This is a genomic window from Reyranella sp., from assembly GCF_965229815.1.
Taxonomy (GTDB): domain Bacteria; phylum Pseudomonadota; class Alphaproteobacteria; order Reyranellales; family Reyranellaceae; genus Reyranella.
On sequence record NZ_CBDDJN010000002.1, the window covers coordinates 1,206,614 to 1,221,877 of the forward strand.

Genomic DNA, 15,264 nt, shown 5'->3' on the forward strand with positions numbered 1-15,264 from the left:
CACTGCCATAATCCTGTCACCGATGGATGCCATATTCTCTTCTGGTGGCGGCCGGCGATGTAATGGCCGGGACAAACCGCTACCACGGCCGGTCCTTCGCGGGACCGGTTTTTTATTGCCGCTCCGCCAGCTTGAGCAGCGTCTCCCGGTCCTGGATGGCGAGCTTCTTGTAGTCGGCGACGATACGATCGAGCTCGTCGGCCGGCAGCACGCTGTCGAGGTCGGTGAATCCGCCGGGCGCGCGCTGCTCGACCAGATCGAGCATCACGTCGATGCCCTTGCGGCGGTTGCTCTCGACGATGCGCGCGGTCGGCGGCAGCCGGCGCTGCTCGTAGCGCTGCAGGGCGGCCTCGGGATCGTCGCCCGCCGAGAGTTCCTGCGCGATGGCCTCGCCGTCGAAGATCGCCTGCGAGGCGCCGTTCGAGCCGATCGGATACATGGGATGCGCCGCGTCGCCCAGCAGGGTGACGCGCCCGTGGCTCCACCGCGGCAGCGGATCGCGGTCGACCATGGGGAACTCGAAGATCGCGTGGGCCTTGCGGATGACCGACGGCACGTCGAGCCAGCCGAAGTTCCAGCCCTCGAAGCGCGGCAGGAAGTCCGCCAGCCGGCCGGGCCTGTTCCAGTCCTCGCGCGGCGGCGTGGCGCCGTCCCCCATGTGGAGGTCGCAGATCCAGTTGATCAGCGCCTCGCCGCGCTCGGCATGGGCGCGGCTGATCGGGTAGCAGACGAACTTCTGGGTATGGTGGCCGGCCTGCACCATCGTCGCGCCGCCGAGGAACGGCGGGCCGACCGTGACGCCGCGCCACATCATGATGCCCTGCCACTTCGGCGGGCCCTCGTCGGGAAAGAACTGGGCGCGGACCGCGGAATGGATGCCGTCGGCGCCGATCAGGATGTCGGCCTCGGCCGTGTCGACGACGGTGCCGGCGCGGTCGATGAAGCGCGCCTCGACCTTGTCGCCCTTCTGCTCGAAGCCGGCGAGGCGGCGGCCGAAGCGGATCGCGCCGGGCTTCAGCATGCCGACCGCGGCCTGGTGCAGGATCATCTGCAGCTCGCCGCGATGGATCGAGAATTGCGGCCACGGCAGGCCGGCATGGCGGCCGCGCGGATCGGCCCAGATCGTCTGGCCATGGCGGTTGGCGAAGCGCAGCTCGCGCGTCTCGATGGCGCTGGCCGCCAGGGCGGGCTCCAGCCCGAGGCCCGACAGCACGCGCACGGCGCCGGCCTGGATGTTGATGCCGACGCCGAGCTGCCGCAGCTCGCCCACCGCCTCGAAGACCTCGACGTCGAACCCCGCGCGGCTGAGGCACATGGCGGCGGTCAGCCCGCCGATGCCGGCGCCGGCGATGGCGATCTTCATGTCCGGTCTACCGATCCCTGCTGAGGCCGCGCGCGGCCAGCGCGGCCTCGTAGGCGGCCCAGCGCTGCGGCCGGGTGTCGCCGAGCTCGCGCAGGTAGGCCCAGCTGTAGATGCCTGTGTCGTGGCCGTCGTCGAACAGCAGGCGGATGGCGTAGTGGCCGACCGGCTCGATCTCCGTGATCTTCACCCGGCGCCGGCCGGTCACGAGCTGCTTCTGGCTGGGGCCATGGCCCTGCACCTCGGCCGACGGGCTCTCGACCCGCAGGTACTCCGCCGGCAGGGCATGGGTGACCCCGTCGGAGAACTCGACCTCGAGCCGTGCCTCGTCGCGGATCAGGCGCAGCTCGGTCGGCCACGGCGCCGATTCCGACTCGTAGCCGCCGCCGTCGGGCGTTGCCTTGGGGAAGCGGTCGGCCGCCGTCACGGCACGTCCCGCAGTTGACGCGCCTCGCTCACCAGCATGATCGGGATGCCGTCGCGGATCGGATAGGCGAGGCCGGCCTTGCGGCTGATCAGCTCGCCGGCCTCCGCGTCGTACTCCAGCGGACCGTGCGTCGCCGGGCAGACCAGGATTTCCAGCAGCTTGGGGTCGACGCCGCCGCGGCGCGGGGCCGCGGGCTCGTCCGATGGAGGGTTCATCGCTGGGGCCACGCGTTTCGTCTGTCGTCGGCGCCGCTATAGCACGCCGCGGCGGCGGCCGTCAGTTGGCCCGCCGGGGCGGCGTCTCGCCCTCGGCGCCGAAGGCGGCCATCTCCAGGAAGGCGACGAGCAGCTTGGCGCGGGCCGTCGAATCGCGGGCCTCGAGCAGGGCCTGCTTCTCGGCCGGGCCGAACGGCAGGACCATCGACAGCGAGGTCACGAGATTGGAATCGGCGGCCTTCTTCACGGCTTCCCAGTCGGTCGACAGGTTGCGCGCCCGGAAGTAGGCGGCGAGCGCCGCCATCAGCCGCTCGCGGTCGAGCTCGACCGGCTCGTCGGCATGATCGAGATCGGCACGGTAGGGCGAGAACAGTGACGAGACGCGGCGGTAGCCGCCCTGCGCGGGGTCGAGCTCGCGCACGATCTCGAAGCGGCAGACGCCGGTCAGGCTGAGCAGCAGGCGCCCGTCCTCGGTCTCGCTGAAGCTGGTGATGCGGCCGGCGCAGCCGATCCGCTGCACCGGGGGCGGGCCGCCGTCGGTCGGCAGCCCGTCGCCGGCGTAGCCGCCGGGCTGCGTCGGCTGCACCATGCCGATCATGCGGTGTCCCGCCAGGGCGTCGAATATCATGGCGAGGTAGCGCGGCTCGAAGATGTTGAGCGGCAGCTTGCCGCCGGGCAGCAGAAGCACGCCCGACAGCGGGAAGATCGGCAGCGTCTCGGGCAGCTGCTCGAAGACCGCGGCGAACGGATTGCGGACGGGCATCTGTTCGGTCATGCCCGCGCCGCGATCAGGAGAACAGGATGGTCGACAGCCGCTTGCGGCCGTCGACGGCCAGCGGGTCGGTGAAGCCCAGCGCCTCGAAGAACTTGAGCAGCTGCTGACGCGCCGCCTCCTCGTTCCACTTGCGGTCCGCCTTGATCATGGCGAGCAGCTCGTCGATCGCCTCCTGGCGCTGGTTGCCGGCCCAGTAGGCCATGGCGAGATCGAGCCGCGCCTGCATGTCCTTGGGATCGGCCGCCGCCTTGCTCTTGAGGTCGTCGATCGGACCGGCTTCCTTGGCCTTCTCGGCGAGATCGATCGAGGCCTGCACCGCCACGACCTCGGCATTGGTCTTGTCCTTGGCCTCGACCTGGCCGAGCAGCTCGCGGGCCTGCTCGAGGTCGCCGGTCTGCACGTGGTAGCGCGCCAGTCCCGCCAACGCCGTGACGTTGGTCGGGTCGACGCCGAGGATCTCGCTGAAGACGCGCGCCGCGAGGTCCTGGTCGTTCTGCGCCAGCGCCGCCTTGGCATGCTCGAGCAGCTCGGCGATCTCGTCGCCGCCCTCGACGCCCGCGCCGCCGGCGGCCTGGACCAGCCGGTCGACGAACTGCTTGATCTGGCTTTCCGGCACCGCGCCCATGAAGCCGTCGACCGGGCGCCCGCCGAAGAAGGCATAGACGGCCGGAATCGACTGGATGCGCAGCTGCTGCGCCAGCATCTGGTTCTGGTCGATGTTGATCTTGACCAGCTTCACCGCGCCCTTGGCGGCGGTGACGACCTTCTCGATCATCGGCTGGAGCTGCTTGCACGGCCCGCACCACGGCGCCCAGAAGTCGACGATCACCGGCACGGTGCGCGAGGCTTCGAGCACGTCCTTTGCGAACTGGGTCTGATCACTGTCCTTGATGAGGTCGGCGGGGGCAGCCTGCGGCGCGGCGCCCTTCAGCATCGGTTCCATGGATCCTCGAACGGGGGAATTTTGCGTCGAAACGCAATGTGGCCCCCGCATCCCGTAGACGCAAGGGGTGGCGGCAGGCGGTGGGGCGAGCCGAAATCGCCGGATTCAGCGGGTCCAGGCGGCCCGCTGCAGCACCACGCGGTAGCCGTCGGGATCTTCGAACGTCAGCCCGTCGCGATCCCAGTAGGGATTGAAGGCGGGAACGGCCGCGAAGCCCGCGTCGCGCATTCGCGCCACCGCGGCCGTCCATTCCTCCTCGTCCGGGAAGTAGAAGACCAGCAGGTTGTCGGACGTCGGCGCGCGGCCGGCCGCATGTCCGTGGGCGCGGGTGAACTCGAAATGGTAGGGCGCGCTTGCGTGCCCCAACATCACGCCGTCGAAGCCGTCATGGTCCTCGAAGCGATAGAGGACCGTGAAGCCGAGGCCCTGCTCGTAGAACGGCAGCAGCGCCTCGATGTCGTCGCTCGGACGGGCGACGCGCAGGACGGGAAGTGATTGCATCGGCGACGAGAGTACACGCTGCCGGCCCGTGGGCCAGCGACTGGCGCTCAGCCGCGGATCTGGTGCTTCGTCAGCTCGTGGCCCAGGCGGCCGGTCAGGAACAGCCAGCACATGCGGTAGTCGCTCATCAGCGACCACAGGGGCGCGCCGAATGTCGCCGGTTTGTTCCGCTCGACGAAGAAATGGGCGAACCAGGCGAAGGCATAGCCGGCCACCGGAACGGCGATCAGCCACCACCAGCTCTGGGTCGCGATGGCCCAGGCCAGGACCACGATCGACAGGATGGTGCCGACGTAGTGAAGCACCCTCGTCTGCGGCTTGCTGTGCTCCCGCAGATAGAAGGACCAGAATTCGTCATACGATCGATAGGGACTTGCCATGGCCACCTGCCTCCCCGAAAAACGTGGGCCGCGACACCGCCGGCCGCAACCGCAAATTCACGCGAGCGGCCGGGCGTTGCCTCCGGCTTCGATTGACAGGGGAAGGCGCCGGCGAAGAGTATCCGGCCGCATTCGCAACTTGAAGTAGACTCGCGGGGGCACGCATGGAGTGGGCCAGATCCACGTCGATCGGTCGGGCGACCGAGGTCACCCTTTTTACGCCCATCACGCCGGGGCTGGTGCCCGGCGAAGGGCGCACCTACGAGCAGCGCCTGGCGTCGGCTCTGGAATCGGTGCAGCGTCGGGTGCTGGACCACGTGCCGACCCCGATCGGCCGCATGCCGACGATCCATTTCGCGCGCTGGCTGATCCTGCGCCCGGCCCAGTACCTGCAGAACTCGAACGTCGATCCGGCCAACCCGACGCTGCGCTCCTGGTTGTTCTTCACGTCCAACTTCGACGGCGACGTGAAGGACTATCTGCGCGAGTTCTCCGTGTTCCTCGGCGACGATGTCGATCGCATCTGGGGCAACTGCGAGCACTGGCCCGAGGGCGGCGCCCGCAGCTTCGAGACCTACTGGGACTACGCCAAGCAGCACCAGATCCCGACACACGCCTTCTACGCCGCCTATCCCGAGCTGACGGTCGGCCGCATCCGGCAGCTCCAGCGCTTCAAGCGTGCCTTCGACGCCTTCGTGGCGCAGACGCGCCAGCCCGACGGCTCGACCGTTCCCGACGTGGCCGGTCTGCTCGACGCCTTCCTGGCCGAGAACTCGGTCTATCCCACCGACTTCCCGCACGAGGGAGGGATCTATGCCCGCGCCGAAGGAAACTAGGACGATCCCCGCCGCCGACGCGGCGCCGCCGGCCGGCTGCCCGGCCCATCCCGCCGCCGGAGAGGTGGTGCTGTTTTCCCCGACGGCGCGCCGCTCCCCGGCGCGCCCGGGGGAGGAACCGGCGCCCGCGCGCGTCGCCGATGCGCGCGCGTCGGCTGCCGGTGACACGGCGGGCGAGGCCTCCGCACCCTTCACGCCGGATGCCGTTCAGTCCAACGTCATCCGCAGCGTCAACCCGCACCAGGCGCACTACTTCTTCTTCCGCATCACCGACGCGCCCGCCTTCCGCCGTCTGGTCGGCAGCCTGGTCGAGCCGCCGGCGGCGTCGGGCGGCGCGGGCGAGGGCCTGCTCGGCCTGCCGCCCGAGGCCCGCCGCTTCTGGTCGGAGGCCGAGGCGCACCGCTACGACGAGCAGGGCAACCGCAGCGTCACGCCGGCCAGCTGGAACATCGCCTTCACCTGGCCCGGCCTGCGGGCGCTCGGCGTCGACGCCAACACCCTGGCGAGCTTTCCCGAGGATTTCCGCGACGGCATGGCGGCGCGCGCGGCGCGGCTGGGCGATGTCGGCGCCTCGGCGCCCGAGCACTGGGACGGCTGGCTGGGCAACCGCGAGGTCCATGGCGTCCTCATGGTGAGCCTGCAGTCGGCGCCGGAAGGCGACGACCTGCCGGCGCGGCTCGGCATGGGACTGTTCGACGGGATGACGCCCGGCGGGCTGCCCAGGGGGCCGATCGGCGAGCTTCTCGAGAAGCTGCCGGGTTCCGGCCTGCGCATCCTCCACACCGAGCTGGGCGAGCGCATCCCGAGCCCGCTCAATCCGCGCCATCGCATCGAGCATTTCGGCTTCCGCGACGGCATCAGCCAGCCGTTCGCCGGTGCCGATCTCGGCGCGCCGCGCCTGCCGCCGCCCGGCGGCGGCACGCCGCGACCCGACGGGACATGGGATCCGATCGCGCTCGGCGAGCTGCTGCTCGGCCATCGCGACGAGGACGGGCTGGTGCAGGCGCGTCCGGCCCATCCCGAGCTGCGCCAGGACGGCACCTACATGGTGTTCCGCAAGCTCGAGCAGGATGTCGCGGGCTTCCGCCGCTATCTCGTGCAGCAGGCCGGCCGGACAGGCGGCGAATCGCTGCTGGCGGCCCAGATGATGGGCCGCTGGCCCGACGGCGCGTCGCTGGTGACGTCGCAGCGCTGGCCGACCGAAGTCGGCGACGATCGGACCATCAACGACTTCCGCTATGCCGACGCCGATCCGCTCGGTGCGTCCTGCCCGCTCGGCGCGCATGCCCGCCGCGTCAATCCGCGCGACACCAACCATCGCGACGAGGCACGGCGGCACCGCCTGTGGCGGCGCTCGATCACCTACGGCGACTTCCTGCCGTACGACGCGCCGGCCGACGGCCGCTCGCGCGGCCTGCTCTTCGTGGCCATGTGCGCGCGCATCGACCAGCAGTTCGAGTTCCTGCAGACGCGCTGGCTGAACGTCGGCGAGTTCATGGGCCAGGCCGGGATCGGCCGCTGCCCCGTCACCGGCGCCAACGAGGGCGACCTCGAGGATACGTTCGTGGCCCCCGGACGGGTCGCGCCCTACACGCACGTGCCGCGCTTCGTGAAGGTGCTGGGCGGCGACTACTTCTTCGTGCCGTCGCTGCCGGCCCTGCAGAAGCTCGCCGACGGCGAGACCTTCCCGACCCCGCCGGATCCGGTCGCGGTCAATCCCAGCCTCGACCGGACGCCGAAGATCGACCTCGAGGCGCTGGTGCAGTTCGGCCGTGCCGCGCTCCTGCCCGATGGCAGGCCGGCCTGGATCCGGCCGCCGTCGCTGCCGCAGCTCGTGCTGGTCGGCCGCCACAAGTACGTGCAGCGCGTGCTCGCCGACGACCGGCGCTTCGCGCTGAGCGACATGGACCGTCGCATGCGCCAGATCTGCGAGGGCGAGCAGCTGATGCTCGGCATGCCGGAAGGCCATCCCGAGCGGACGACGCGTCTGAAGATGTGGGCCGAGGCGGCCCATCGGCACGGCCGGCCGTCCTGGTCGGTCATCGCCCAGCAGGCGATGCGCGCCATCCTCGCCCGCCACGGCCCGGCGGGTGCGCTCGACGTGGTGCGCCACGTCTCGCTGGTCGTGCCCATGGCCGTCGCCCAGGGCTACTTCGGCGTGACCGGACCGAGCTGGATCTCGCCGGCGTTCGTCGCCTCGCAGTTCGCCCGGGCGGAGATCAGCGACGTTCCGCGCGACTGGCTGGCGACATTGCCGCCGGTGCCGCCGCAGGACGTGCCGTTCACCACGCTGCAGGCCTGGGCGCAGACCGCGTTCACCCACGTCTTCTCGAACATCGTCAACGCCGGCGAGCTGGCGGGACTGGCGCGCCGAACGACCGCCGAGTTCTTCCGCCATCTCGACGGGCTGATCGCCGGGATCGGGCCGCGCAATCCGCGGCAGACGCTGCTGCAATGCCTGATGTCGCTCGACCCGACGGCCTACGGGATGACGCCCGAGCGTTTCGCCACGGTCGTCCGCCTGATCGTGGCCGAGCTGATCGTGGGGTCGGCCGGGACGCTCGCCCAGGCGGCGCCCAACGTCATCGACTACCTGCTCGACCATCCGGACATCGTCGATCCGTCGCGGCGCTACGACGATGCCGCGCTCGACGCCATCGTGCGCGAGACGCTGCGCTTCAGCCCGGTCGCGCCGGCGGTGTTCCGCCAGTGCACCGCCGACACGCTGCTGGGCGGCCAGGTCATCCCCAAGGGATCGACCGTGGTGGTGCTGCTCAAGACGGCGATGTTCGATCCGCGCGTCTTCCCCGAGCCCGATCGCTTCCTGACCGACGCGGCGCAGCGCGACCCGGCGAACTACCTGGTGTTCGGCGCCGGACCGCACGAATGCAAGGGCGCCTCGATCGGCGCGCCGGTCGTGCGCGAGATGGTGCGGCCGCTGATCGGCCTGCGCGATCTGCGCCGCGCCGCCGGCGTGCCCGGCACCGACCGCGACCCGCTCAACCGCTGGACCCGGCTCAGGATCCGGTTCGCGCCGGTCGCAAACTGAAGCGTGATGACATTGGATCGGCTCATTGCCGGGGGCGCGCCACTTCAGGCGGAGTAGTCTCCGCCGCTAGTGGCGCGTCTTTGCAACGACAGCCCATGAGCGCCGCGGAGAAGTTGGAAGCTATCGGAGCGCGGACCTCCAGGTCCGCTCAGGATGCGGACCTGAAGGTCCGCGGTCCAACGACGCGCCACGGAGAGCACGTGAAGTTATGGGAGCGGGCGCGCCATCCGGCAGCGAAAGAGCGCTTTCTTCCTCATGCTCCTCTCCCCCGTGAGGGGGAGAGGTGGGGTGAGGGGCTGCGGGCAGCTTTCTCCCCCCTCACCTAGCCTCTCCCCCTCACGGGGGAGAGGAACCCGATTGTCACTGCTCGGACGTGCTCCGATAGCTTCACATCCACGGAGTGGCGCGCCCCTGGCGGGTTGATCTCAGCTCGTCGCGCTAGCGCGGCAGGACGAGGCCGAGTTCGTCGTTCAGGCGGCTCGCCTCGGCCTCGTGGGTCGCTGCCGTCGCGTCGTCGCCGGCCCGGGCACTGCTGCGGGCCAGGCCGACGAGGGCGGTCGCGATCAACGGCCTGAGGCCGCGCGGGCGCGCGATCTCGATGGCGCGGCGGTAGCAGGCCGCGGCGGCCTGCGGCAGGGTCGCCGGATCGGCCGCCTCGATGGCGCCGCGGATGCAGAGGGCGGAGGCGAGATGGGCCATCTCGCCGGTCTCCTCGGCGATCTCCTCGGCGCGCGAGATGGCGGTGTAGGCCGCCGCGAGATCGCCGACCGCGAGATGGGCCTGGGCCAGCGCCGAATAGTGGTGGATCGAGTTGTAGAGGCCGCCCGAGCGGTAGGCGCTCTTGCGCTCGGCGTCGAGCAGAAGGGCCAGCGCGTCGGTCGCCCGGCCGCCCTGCACGTAGGCCGCGCCCAGCCAGGCCGTGGAGATCGGCAGCACGATGTCGGCCTGCTGGGTGATGCGATGGGCCGCCTCGAAGGACTCGATCGCCTCGGCCGCCTTCCCGACCGCCGCGAAATAGAGGCCCTGGCCCATGTAGGCATAGACCATCGAGTAGGGCTCGCGAACGCGGTCGACCAGCGCCATCGCCTCGTCCTTGGTCCGGCGCGCCCGCTCGAAGTCGCCCAGCGTGACCAGCGACCAGGTGAGCAGGCCGCGCGACAGCACGCTCGGAATTCCCGGCCAGCCGAAGCGCTTGAGCTGCAGCTCGCCGGGCAGGCTGTCGATGATCTCGCCGTAGAGTCGCGCGGCATCGCCGATCTCGCCGGTCGCGTGCAGCAGGTTGGCCTGGTTGAACCGCGCCGACAGGCGCAGCACGAAATCGTCCAGCTCGTTGGCCAGCCGCACCGCCTCCTCGGCCGAGCGCAGGCCCGTCGCATGCTTGCCGGCGAGCCACAGCGCGCTCGCGAGCTGGCTGGTGGTGGCGGCCATGCGCCGCTTGTCGCCGAGCTCGTGGGCCAGCGCCGTCGCCTGGTGCATGACCTCGACCAGGCGCTCGATCTGGCCCAGCGCCAGCAGCGGGCTGAAGACGTGCAGGCGGGCATCGACGGCCGGCGCCGCCGAGGCGGACGGCGGCAGCTGCTCGAGCGCCTTCAGCGTGCGGTCGTAGAGCGCCACGGCCTCGTGGTTCGCCGAGCTCCTGATCGCCTGGTCCAGCGAGGCGATGAGATAGCGGGCCGCCTTGTCCCAGACCTCGCCGCGCTCGGCGTGGGAGGCCAGCACGGCCAGCCCGGCGCCGGCCGACAGCCAGTCCTTGTGCTTCTCGAAATGGGCCAGCACCGTGCCGTGCAGGCGCCGCTTCTCGCTGTTGAGCAGGCCGCCATAGGCTGCGTCCTGCACCAGCGCATGCTTGAAGGCGAGGATCTTGTCGTTGCCGCGTTCGGCCTCCTGCAGGAGGCCCGCGCCGACCGACCGGTCGATCATGGCGCGCAGCTCGGCATCGTCGCAGCCCGAGACGGCCTGCAGGTCGGCGACCGCGAACTGGCGGCCGAACACCGAGCCGACCTGCAGCAGCGGCTTGGCCTCGGCCAGCTTGTCGAGCCTGGCCGCCAGCAGCGCGTGCAGGCTGGTCGGCACCTCGCGCAGCTCGGGCGACTGGCCCGATTCGATCAGGGTGAGGGTGAGTTCCTCGAGATAGAGCGGCACGCCCTCGGCGCGGGTCGCGATGCCGGCCTGTACGGCGTCCGAAAGACGGTCGCCGGCGATGGCGTGGATCAGCCGGCGGCTGTCGGCGCCGCTCAGCCGGTCGAGGCGAAGGTCGATCGTGTGGCCGGCGACATGCCAGCGCGACGAGAAGGGATCGCGGCTGGTGGCGAAGAGCATCGCGCGCGACTGGCCGACGCTGCGCTGGATGTCGATCAGCAGGTCTTCCATCGTCGGGTCGATCCACTGGACGTCCTCGACGATGGCCAGCACCGGGCCGGTGCGGGCCAGGCTGAAGAACTGGCGCGACAGCATCGCGACCATGCGCTCGCGGATCTGGCGCGGCGCGACGCCGGAGAGCCGGTGCGCCGGCGAGTCGATGTTCAGCAGATGGCAGAGGAGGGGCAGGTCGTCGCCGGGCTCGAGGCCGGAGGCGTGCAGCCAGGCGACCACCCGGGCGACCTTCTGCTCGGGCGTCTGCTTGCCGTCCAGGGCGACGGCGCGGCTCATCTCGTGGACGACCGGGAACAGCGCCATGTCCTGATGCAGCGGCGAGCACTGGTAGCTCAGCACGGTCGCGTTGCCGATCCGCTCGCGCATCGTCTGCAGCAGCCGCGACTTGCCGATGCCGGCGTCGCCCGACAGCAGCACGACTTGGCCTTCCGAGGCGTTGGCGCGCCGCCAGCGGCTCAGCAGCAGCTCGACCTCCTCGCTGCGGCCGACCAGCGGCGCCGTCGAGCGCGCCCGCAGCGCCTTGAAGCGGTTGAGCGACGAGCGCGCGCCGCTGACCTCGAAGATCTCGATCGGCGCCCCGATGCCGCGCAGCTGGCGCTCGCCCAGGCTGCGGTAGCGGAACGAACGGCCGGCCAGGCGCGCCGTCAGCGGCGAGACGACCATGCCGTTGGGCGCGGCTTCGCCCTGCAGGCGGGCGGCGATGTTGGGCGTGTCGCCGGAGATGCCGCCGTCGCCGCCCTCGACGCCGTAGCCGATCGCCACCAGCCCGGTGGCGACGCCGACGCGCACCGCCAGCGTCTCGCCCTCCTGCGTCGGCAGGCGCGACACCTGCTCGATCAGCTCGAGGCCGACGGCGACGGCGCGCTCGGCATCGTCCTCGCGCACGGTCGGCCAGCCGAACAGCGCCATCACGCCGTCGCCGAGCAGCCGCGCCACATGGCCGCCCATCTGGCGCACCGTCTCGCCCGCCGTCGCGTGGTAGCGGTCGATGATCGGGGCCAGCTCCTCGGGGTCGAGGCGCGAGGCGAGCTCGGTCGAGCCGACCAGGTCGCAGAACAGCACGGTGACCTGGCGCCGCTCCGCCTGGTGGCGGCCGCGCAGGCTGGACTGCAGCGATTCGAGGCCGACGATGAAGTTGTCGATGCGCGGCTGCTGCCGCGCCGCGACGGCGTTGAGCAGCCGCTTGCGATGGCCGAGCGCCGTCACGCCGAGGGTGACGAGGTCGGCGTCGGTGAGGTCGCCGACGATGTCGAGGTCGATCGCGTTCGCCGCGAAGGTCGCGGCGTACTGGCCGAGCCCGAGTGTGTCGAGCCAAGATTCGATGTCCGTCGACATGCGCCTGTCCGTCAGCGGCAAGGGCGGGAAAGCCCGCCATGATAGCAACGAAAGCGAGGATCGGTGGGGCCGGTCCGCGGCGGCCGACCCGGCCCCGGCGAGCTACCCCAGGGCGCCCGGCCAAGGCAAGGCCCCTGTTCCGGTGCGCCTGCGATCGTCAGGCGCCGAGAAGGTCCCACTTGTTCCCCGCGATATCGAGGAAGACCGCCACCCGCCCATAGGATTCGGTGCGCGGCGGGGTCACGAAAGTCACGCCCGCTTCCGTCATGCGCTCGTAGGCGGCGCCGAAATCGTCGACCTTGAGGAAGAGTCCGACGCGGCCGGCGAACTGGTTGCCGACGTGGCGGGCCTGCTCTTCGCCGTCCGCCCGGGCCAGCAGCAGTCCCGTCTCGGCACCCGGCGGGCGCACGACGACCCACCGCTTCGGCTGCCCCCGGTTGGTGAGCGACGGGACGTCCTCGACCAGGTCGAATCCCAGGATGCGGACGAAGAAGTCGATCGCGGGGTCGTACTCCTTCACGATGAGCGAGACGAGGCCGAGCTGCATGTGCCCTCAGCCCAGCGCGCCCGACTTGCGGATCGCCTCGACGTCGCCGGCGCTGAAGCCTGCTTCGCGCAGCACCTCCTCGCTGTGCTCGCCGACCGCCGGCGGCGCGCCCGGCCGGCGCGGCTCAGCGAAGCCCAGACGGATCGGGTTGTTGACGGTGCGCGGGACCTCGGGATTGTCGGTCTCGGCGAAGATGCCGGCGTGCCCGGCCTGCTCGTCTTCGACCACGTCGGCCAGCCGGCCGATGACGCCGAACGGGATGCCGGTGCCGGCGAAGGCCCGCTCCCAGTCGGCATAGTCCCGGGCGGCGAAGACGGGGACCAGCTCGCCGGCCAGCGCGAGCGCGTGCGTGCGCCGGTCGGGCCGGGAGCCGAAGCGGGGATCGGTGGCGAGGTCGGGACGCCCGATGGCGGCGCACAGCGCCGGCCACAGCCGGTCGTCGCGCACCAGCAGGAGCTGCAGCCAGCGATCGTCGCGGGTGCGATAGAGGTTGGTCAGCGCGTTGCGCGGCCGGTCCGGGGACTGGCGCGGCGGCAGGGCGGCACCGACCAGCGCCCCGGCGGCCGAGGTGCCGTTGGCCCATACGCCATTGGCGTAGAGCGACGTGCCCACCCAGCAGCCTTCGCCGGTGCGGTCGCGCTGGCGCAGGCCGAGCAGGATGGCGGCGACCAGCGTCATGGCGGTGGCGCGGTCGCCCTGGGCCGGCAGGGACAGGCCGGGCGGCCCGTCCTCGTAGCGCGCTGCGTCGAGGATGCCCGAGCGGCCGAAATAGGCGGTGACGTCGAAGCCCGGCCGGTCGCGGTCCGGTCCGGTCTCGCCGTAGCCGGTCAGCGAGCAGTAGACGAGCCGCGGGTTGAGCGCCTGCACGTCCTCCCAGCGCAGCCGCAGCCGCTCGCGCGCCGGCGGCGGGAAGTTGACGATCATGACGTCGGCCCAGGCGATCAGCCGCTCGAGCACGGGACGGGCGGCATCGTGCTTGAGGTCGAGCGCGATCGACCGCTTGTGGCGGCCGTCGAGCTGCCAGGGAAAGTTCCGGTCGCTCTGCGGGTAGCTGGCGTTGCGGAAGCTGTTGCGATGGGGGTCGCCGTCGCCCGGCGGCTCGACCTTGATCACGGCGGCGCCGAAATCGCCCAGCGCCGCCGCCGCCGCGGGCGCGGCGATGAACGAGCTGATGTCGAGGACCTTGAGGTCGGCGAGCGGCCCGTCCGACGGCTCGCCGCTCATCGCACTGCACCGCTCTGGCGCAGCGCCGCGATCTCCCCGGCCGAGAGGCCCGCCTCGGCCAGCACCTGGTCGCTGTGCTCGCCGAGCGCCGGCGCCGGCCGGGCCGCCTTCTGCTCGGCGAAGCCCAGCCGGATGGGATTGCTCAGCGTGCGCGGCATGTCGGGGATCGCCGTCTCGACCACGGCGCCGCAGGCGACGGCCTGCTGGTCGTCGGGAATGTCCTGCGGCCGGCTGATGACGCCGAAGGTGATGCCGTGCGCCGCCATCGTCCGCCGCCAGTGCTCGTAGTCCCGGCCGGCGAAGGCGTCGCGCAGGATGGCGGCCAGCTCGCCGGAGCGCCGGCGGCGTTCCTCGAGCGTGGCGAAGCGCGGATCGGTCTCCAGCTCGGGTCGCTCGATCGTCTGGCAGATGCCGGGCCACATCCGGTCCTCGCGCACGATCGTGAGCTGCAGCCAGCGGTCGTCGGCGGTCCGGTAGATGCTGCCCAGCGCCGAGCGCGGCCGGTCGAGCGGCGGCCGCGGCGGCAGGTAGGCGTCGACCAGTGCCGCCTGGGCGACCACGCCGCACGACCACAGGCCGTTGCCCAGGAGCGAGGTGCCGACCCACGAGCCCTCGCCGGTCCTGGCGCGCTGCATCAGGCCCATGAGGATGGCCGACACCAGGGTCATGGCGGTCGCGCGATCGCCCTGGGCGGGGACAGGCACGCCGGGCGGCCCGTCCTCGTAGCGCTGGGCGTCGAGCAGGCCCGAGCGGGCGAAGTAGGCGGTGACGTCGAAGCCCGGCCGGTCGCGGTCGGGACCGGTCTCGCCGTAGCCGGTGAGCGAGGCGTAGATCAGCCGCGGGTTGACCGCCTTCACGTCGTCGTAGCCCAGGCGCAGCTTGTCGCGGACCGGCGGCGGGAAGTTGCAGATCAGCACGTCGGAGACGGCGATCAGCCGGTCGAGCGCCGCGCGCGCGGCGGGCTGCTTGAGATCGAGCACGATCGAGCGCTTGTTGCGCGAATCCATCTGCCACGGATAGTTGACCGCGCCCTTCGGGTAGTTCGACGAATCGAGCATGATGCGGCGGTTGGGGTCACCGTCGGGTCCCTCGACCTTGATGACGTCGGCGCCCCAGTCGCCCAGCACGACCGCCGCGGCGGGAGCGGCGATGAACGAACTCACATCCAGCACGCGCAATCCTGCCAGCGGCAGGCCGGACTCGGTCATTGATGGTCCCCGACTGTGGTTCGGGCGATAAGGGCGCGACGCTCTGGCGTCCGTCAAGGCCGGCCGGTAGCTTGGTTTCGGCACGCGGCGT

General features: G+C 71.3%; 13 protein-coding genes. 2 read left to right on the top strand and 11 right to left on the bottom strand.

The window, feature by feature from the left end:
- Positions 1-112: 112 nt before the first annotated feature.
- The 7 genes from ACO073_RS06225 to ACO073_RS06255 all read right to left on the bottom strand — a co-directional run bounded on the left by ACO073_RS06225 (position 113) and on the right by ACO073_RS06255 (position 4,601).
- Positions 113-1,363 carry a flavin-dependent oxidoreductase gene (locus ACO073_RS06225; protein WP_421996286.1) on the bottom strand — a complete coding sequence of 417 codons (1,251 nt, stop codon included), beginning with the start codon at positions 1,361-1,363 and terminating at the stop codon, positions 113-115.
- A gap of 7 nt (positions 1,364-1,370) precedes the next feature.
- Complete coding sequence (locus ACO073_RS06230) at positions 1,371-1,787, bottom strand: gamma-butyrobetaine hydroxylase-like domain-containing protein (protein WP_421996287.1); 417 nt, start codon at positions 1,785-1,787, stop codon at positions 1,371-1,373.
- Positions 1,784-2,002, bottom strand: a complete 219-nt coding sequence (locus tag ACO073_RS06235) for a Trm112 family protein (protein WP_421996288.1) — start codon at positions 2,000-2,002, stop codon at positions 1,784-1,786. Before ACO073_RS06235 ends, ACO073_RS06230 begins: the two co-directional genes overlap by 4 nt.
- Positions 2,003-2,063: 61 nt before the next feature.
- Positions 2,064-2,777, bottom strand: coding sequence for an LON peptidase substrate-binding domain-containing protein (locus tag ACO073_RS06240; RefSeq protein WP_421996289.1), 714 nt, complete (start codon positions 2,775-2,777; stop codon positions 2,064-2,066).
- Positions 2,778-2,790: 13 nt separating this feature from the next.
- The gene (gene trxA, locus ACO073_RS06245; protein ID WP_421996290.1) at positions 2,791-3,720 is read right to left on the bottom strand and encodes a thioredoxin; all 930 of its coding nucleotides are present in this window, start codon (positions 3,718-3,720) and stop codon (positions 2,791-2,793) included.
- Between the two features lie 105 nt (positions 3,721-3,825).
- Complete coding sequence (locus ACO073_RS06250; protein ID WP_421996291.1) at positions 3,826-4,221, bottom strand: VOC family protein; 396 nt, start codon at positions 4,219-4,221, stop codon at positions 3,826-3,828.
- A 47-nt stretch (positions 4,222-4,268) separates the two neighbouring features.
- Positions 4,269-4,601: an Mpo1-like protein gene (locus ACO073_RS06255; protein WP_421996292.1), complete on the bottom strand. Its 333-nt coding sequence runs from the start codon at positions 4,599-4,601 to the stop codon at positions 4,269-4,271.
- A 164-nt stretch (positions 4,602-4,765) separates the two neighbouring features.
- On the opposite strand from ACO073_RS06255, the gene ACO073_RS06260 reads away from it, so the two are divergent.
- Together ACO073_RS06260 and ACO073_RS06265 are read left to right on the top strand one after the other, a co-directional pair.
- On the top strand, positions 4,766-5,437 hold the full coding sequence (locus ACO073_RS06260; protein WP_421996293.1) for a hypothetical protein: 672 nt from the start codon (positions 4,766-4,768) through the stop codon (positions 5,435-5,437).
- Positions 5,415-8,486: a cytochrome P450 gene (locus ACO073_RS06265; RefSeq protein ID WP_421996294.1), complete on the top strand. Its 3,072-nt coding sequence runs from the start codon at positions 5,415-5,417 to the stop codon at positions 8,484-8,486. Before ACO073_RS06260 ends, ACO073_RS06265 begins: the two co-directional genes overlap by 23 nt.
- A gap of 438 nt (positions 8,487-8,924) precedes the next feature.
- Here the strand turns inward: ACO073_RS06265 and ACO073_RS06270 are convergent, their stop codons facing one another.
- From ACO073_RS06270 to ACO073_RS06285, 4 genes are all read right to left on the bottom strand, one after another.
- On the bottom strand, positions 8,925-12,194 hold the full coding sequence (locus ACO073_RS06270) for an adenylate/guanylate cyclase domain-containing protein (protein ID WP_421996295.1): 3,270 nt from the start codon (positions 12,192-12,194) through the stop codon (positions 8,925-8,927).
- A gap of 157 nt (positions 12,195-12,351) precedes the next feature.
- A complete protein-coding gene (locus ACO073_RS06275) occupies positions 12,352-12,741 on the bottom strand; it encodes a VOC family protein (protein WP_421996296.1) in 390 nt (129 codons plus the stop codon).
- Positions 12,742-12,747: 6 nt separating this feature from the next.
- Entirely contained in the window at positions 12,748-13,965 is a 1,218-nt protein-coding gene (locus ACO073_RS06280; protein WP_421996297.1) for a CaiB/BaiF CoA transferase family protein, read from the bottom strand.
- Positions 13,962-15,173 (bottom strand): CaiB/BaiF CoA transferase family protein, encoded by a 1,212-nt coding sequence (locus tag ACO073_RS06285; RefSeq protein WP_421996298.1) that lies wholly within the window; start codon positions 15,171-15,173, stop codon positions 13,962-13,964. The genes ACO073_RS06280 and ACO073_RS06285 overlap by 4 nt, the downstream gene beginning before the upstream one ends.
- Positions 15,174-15,264 lie beyond the last annotated feature (91 nt).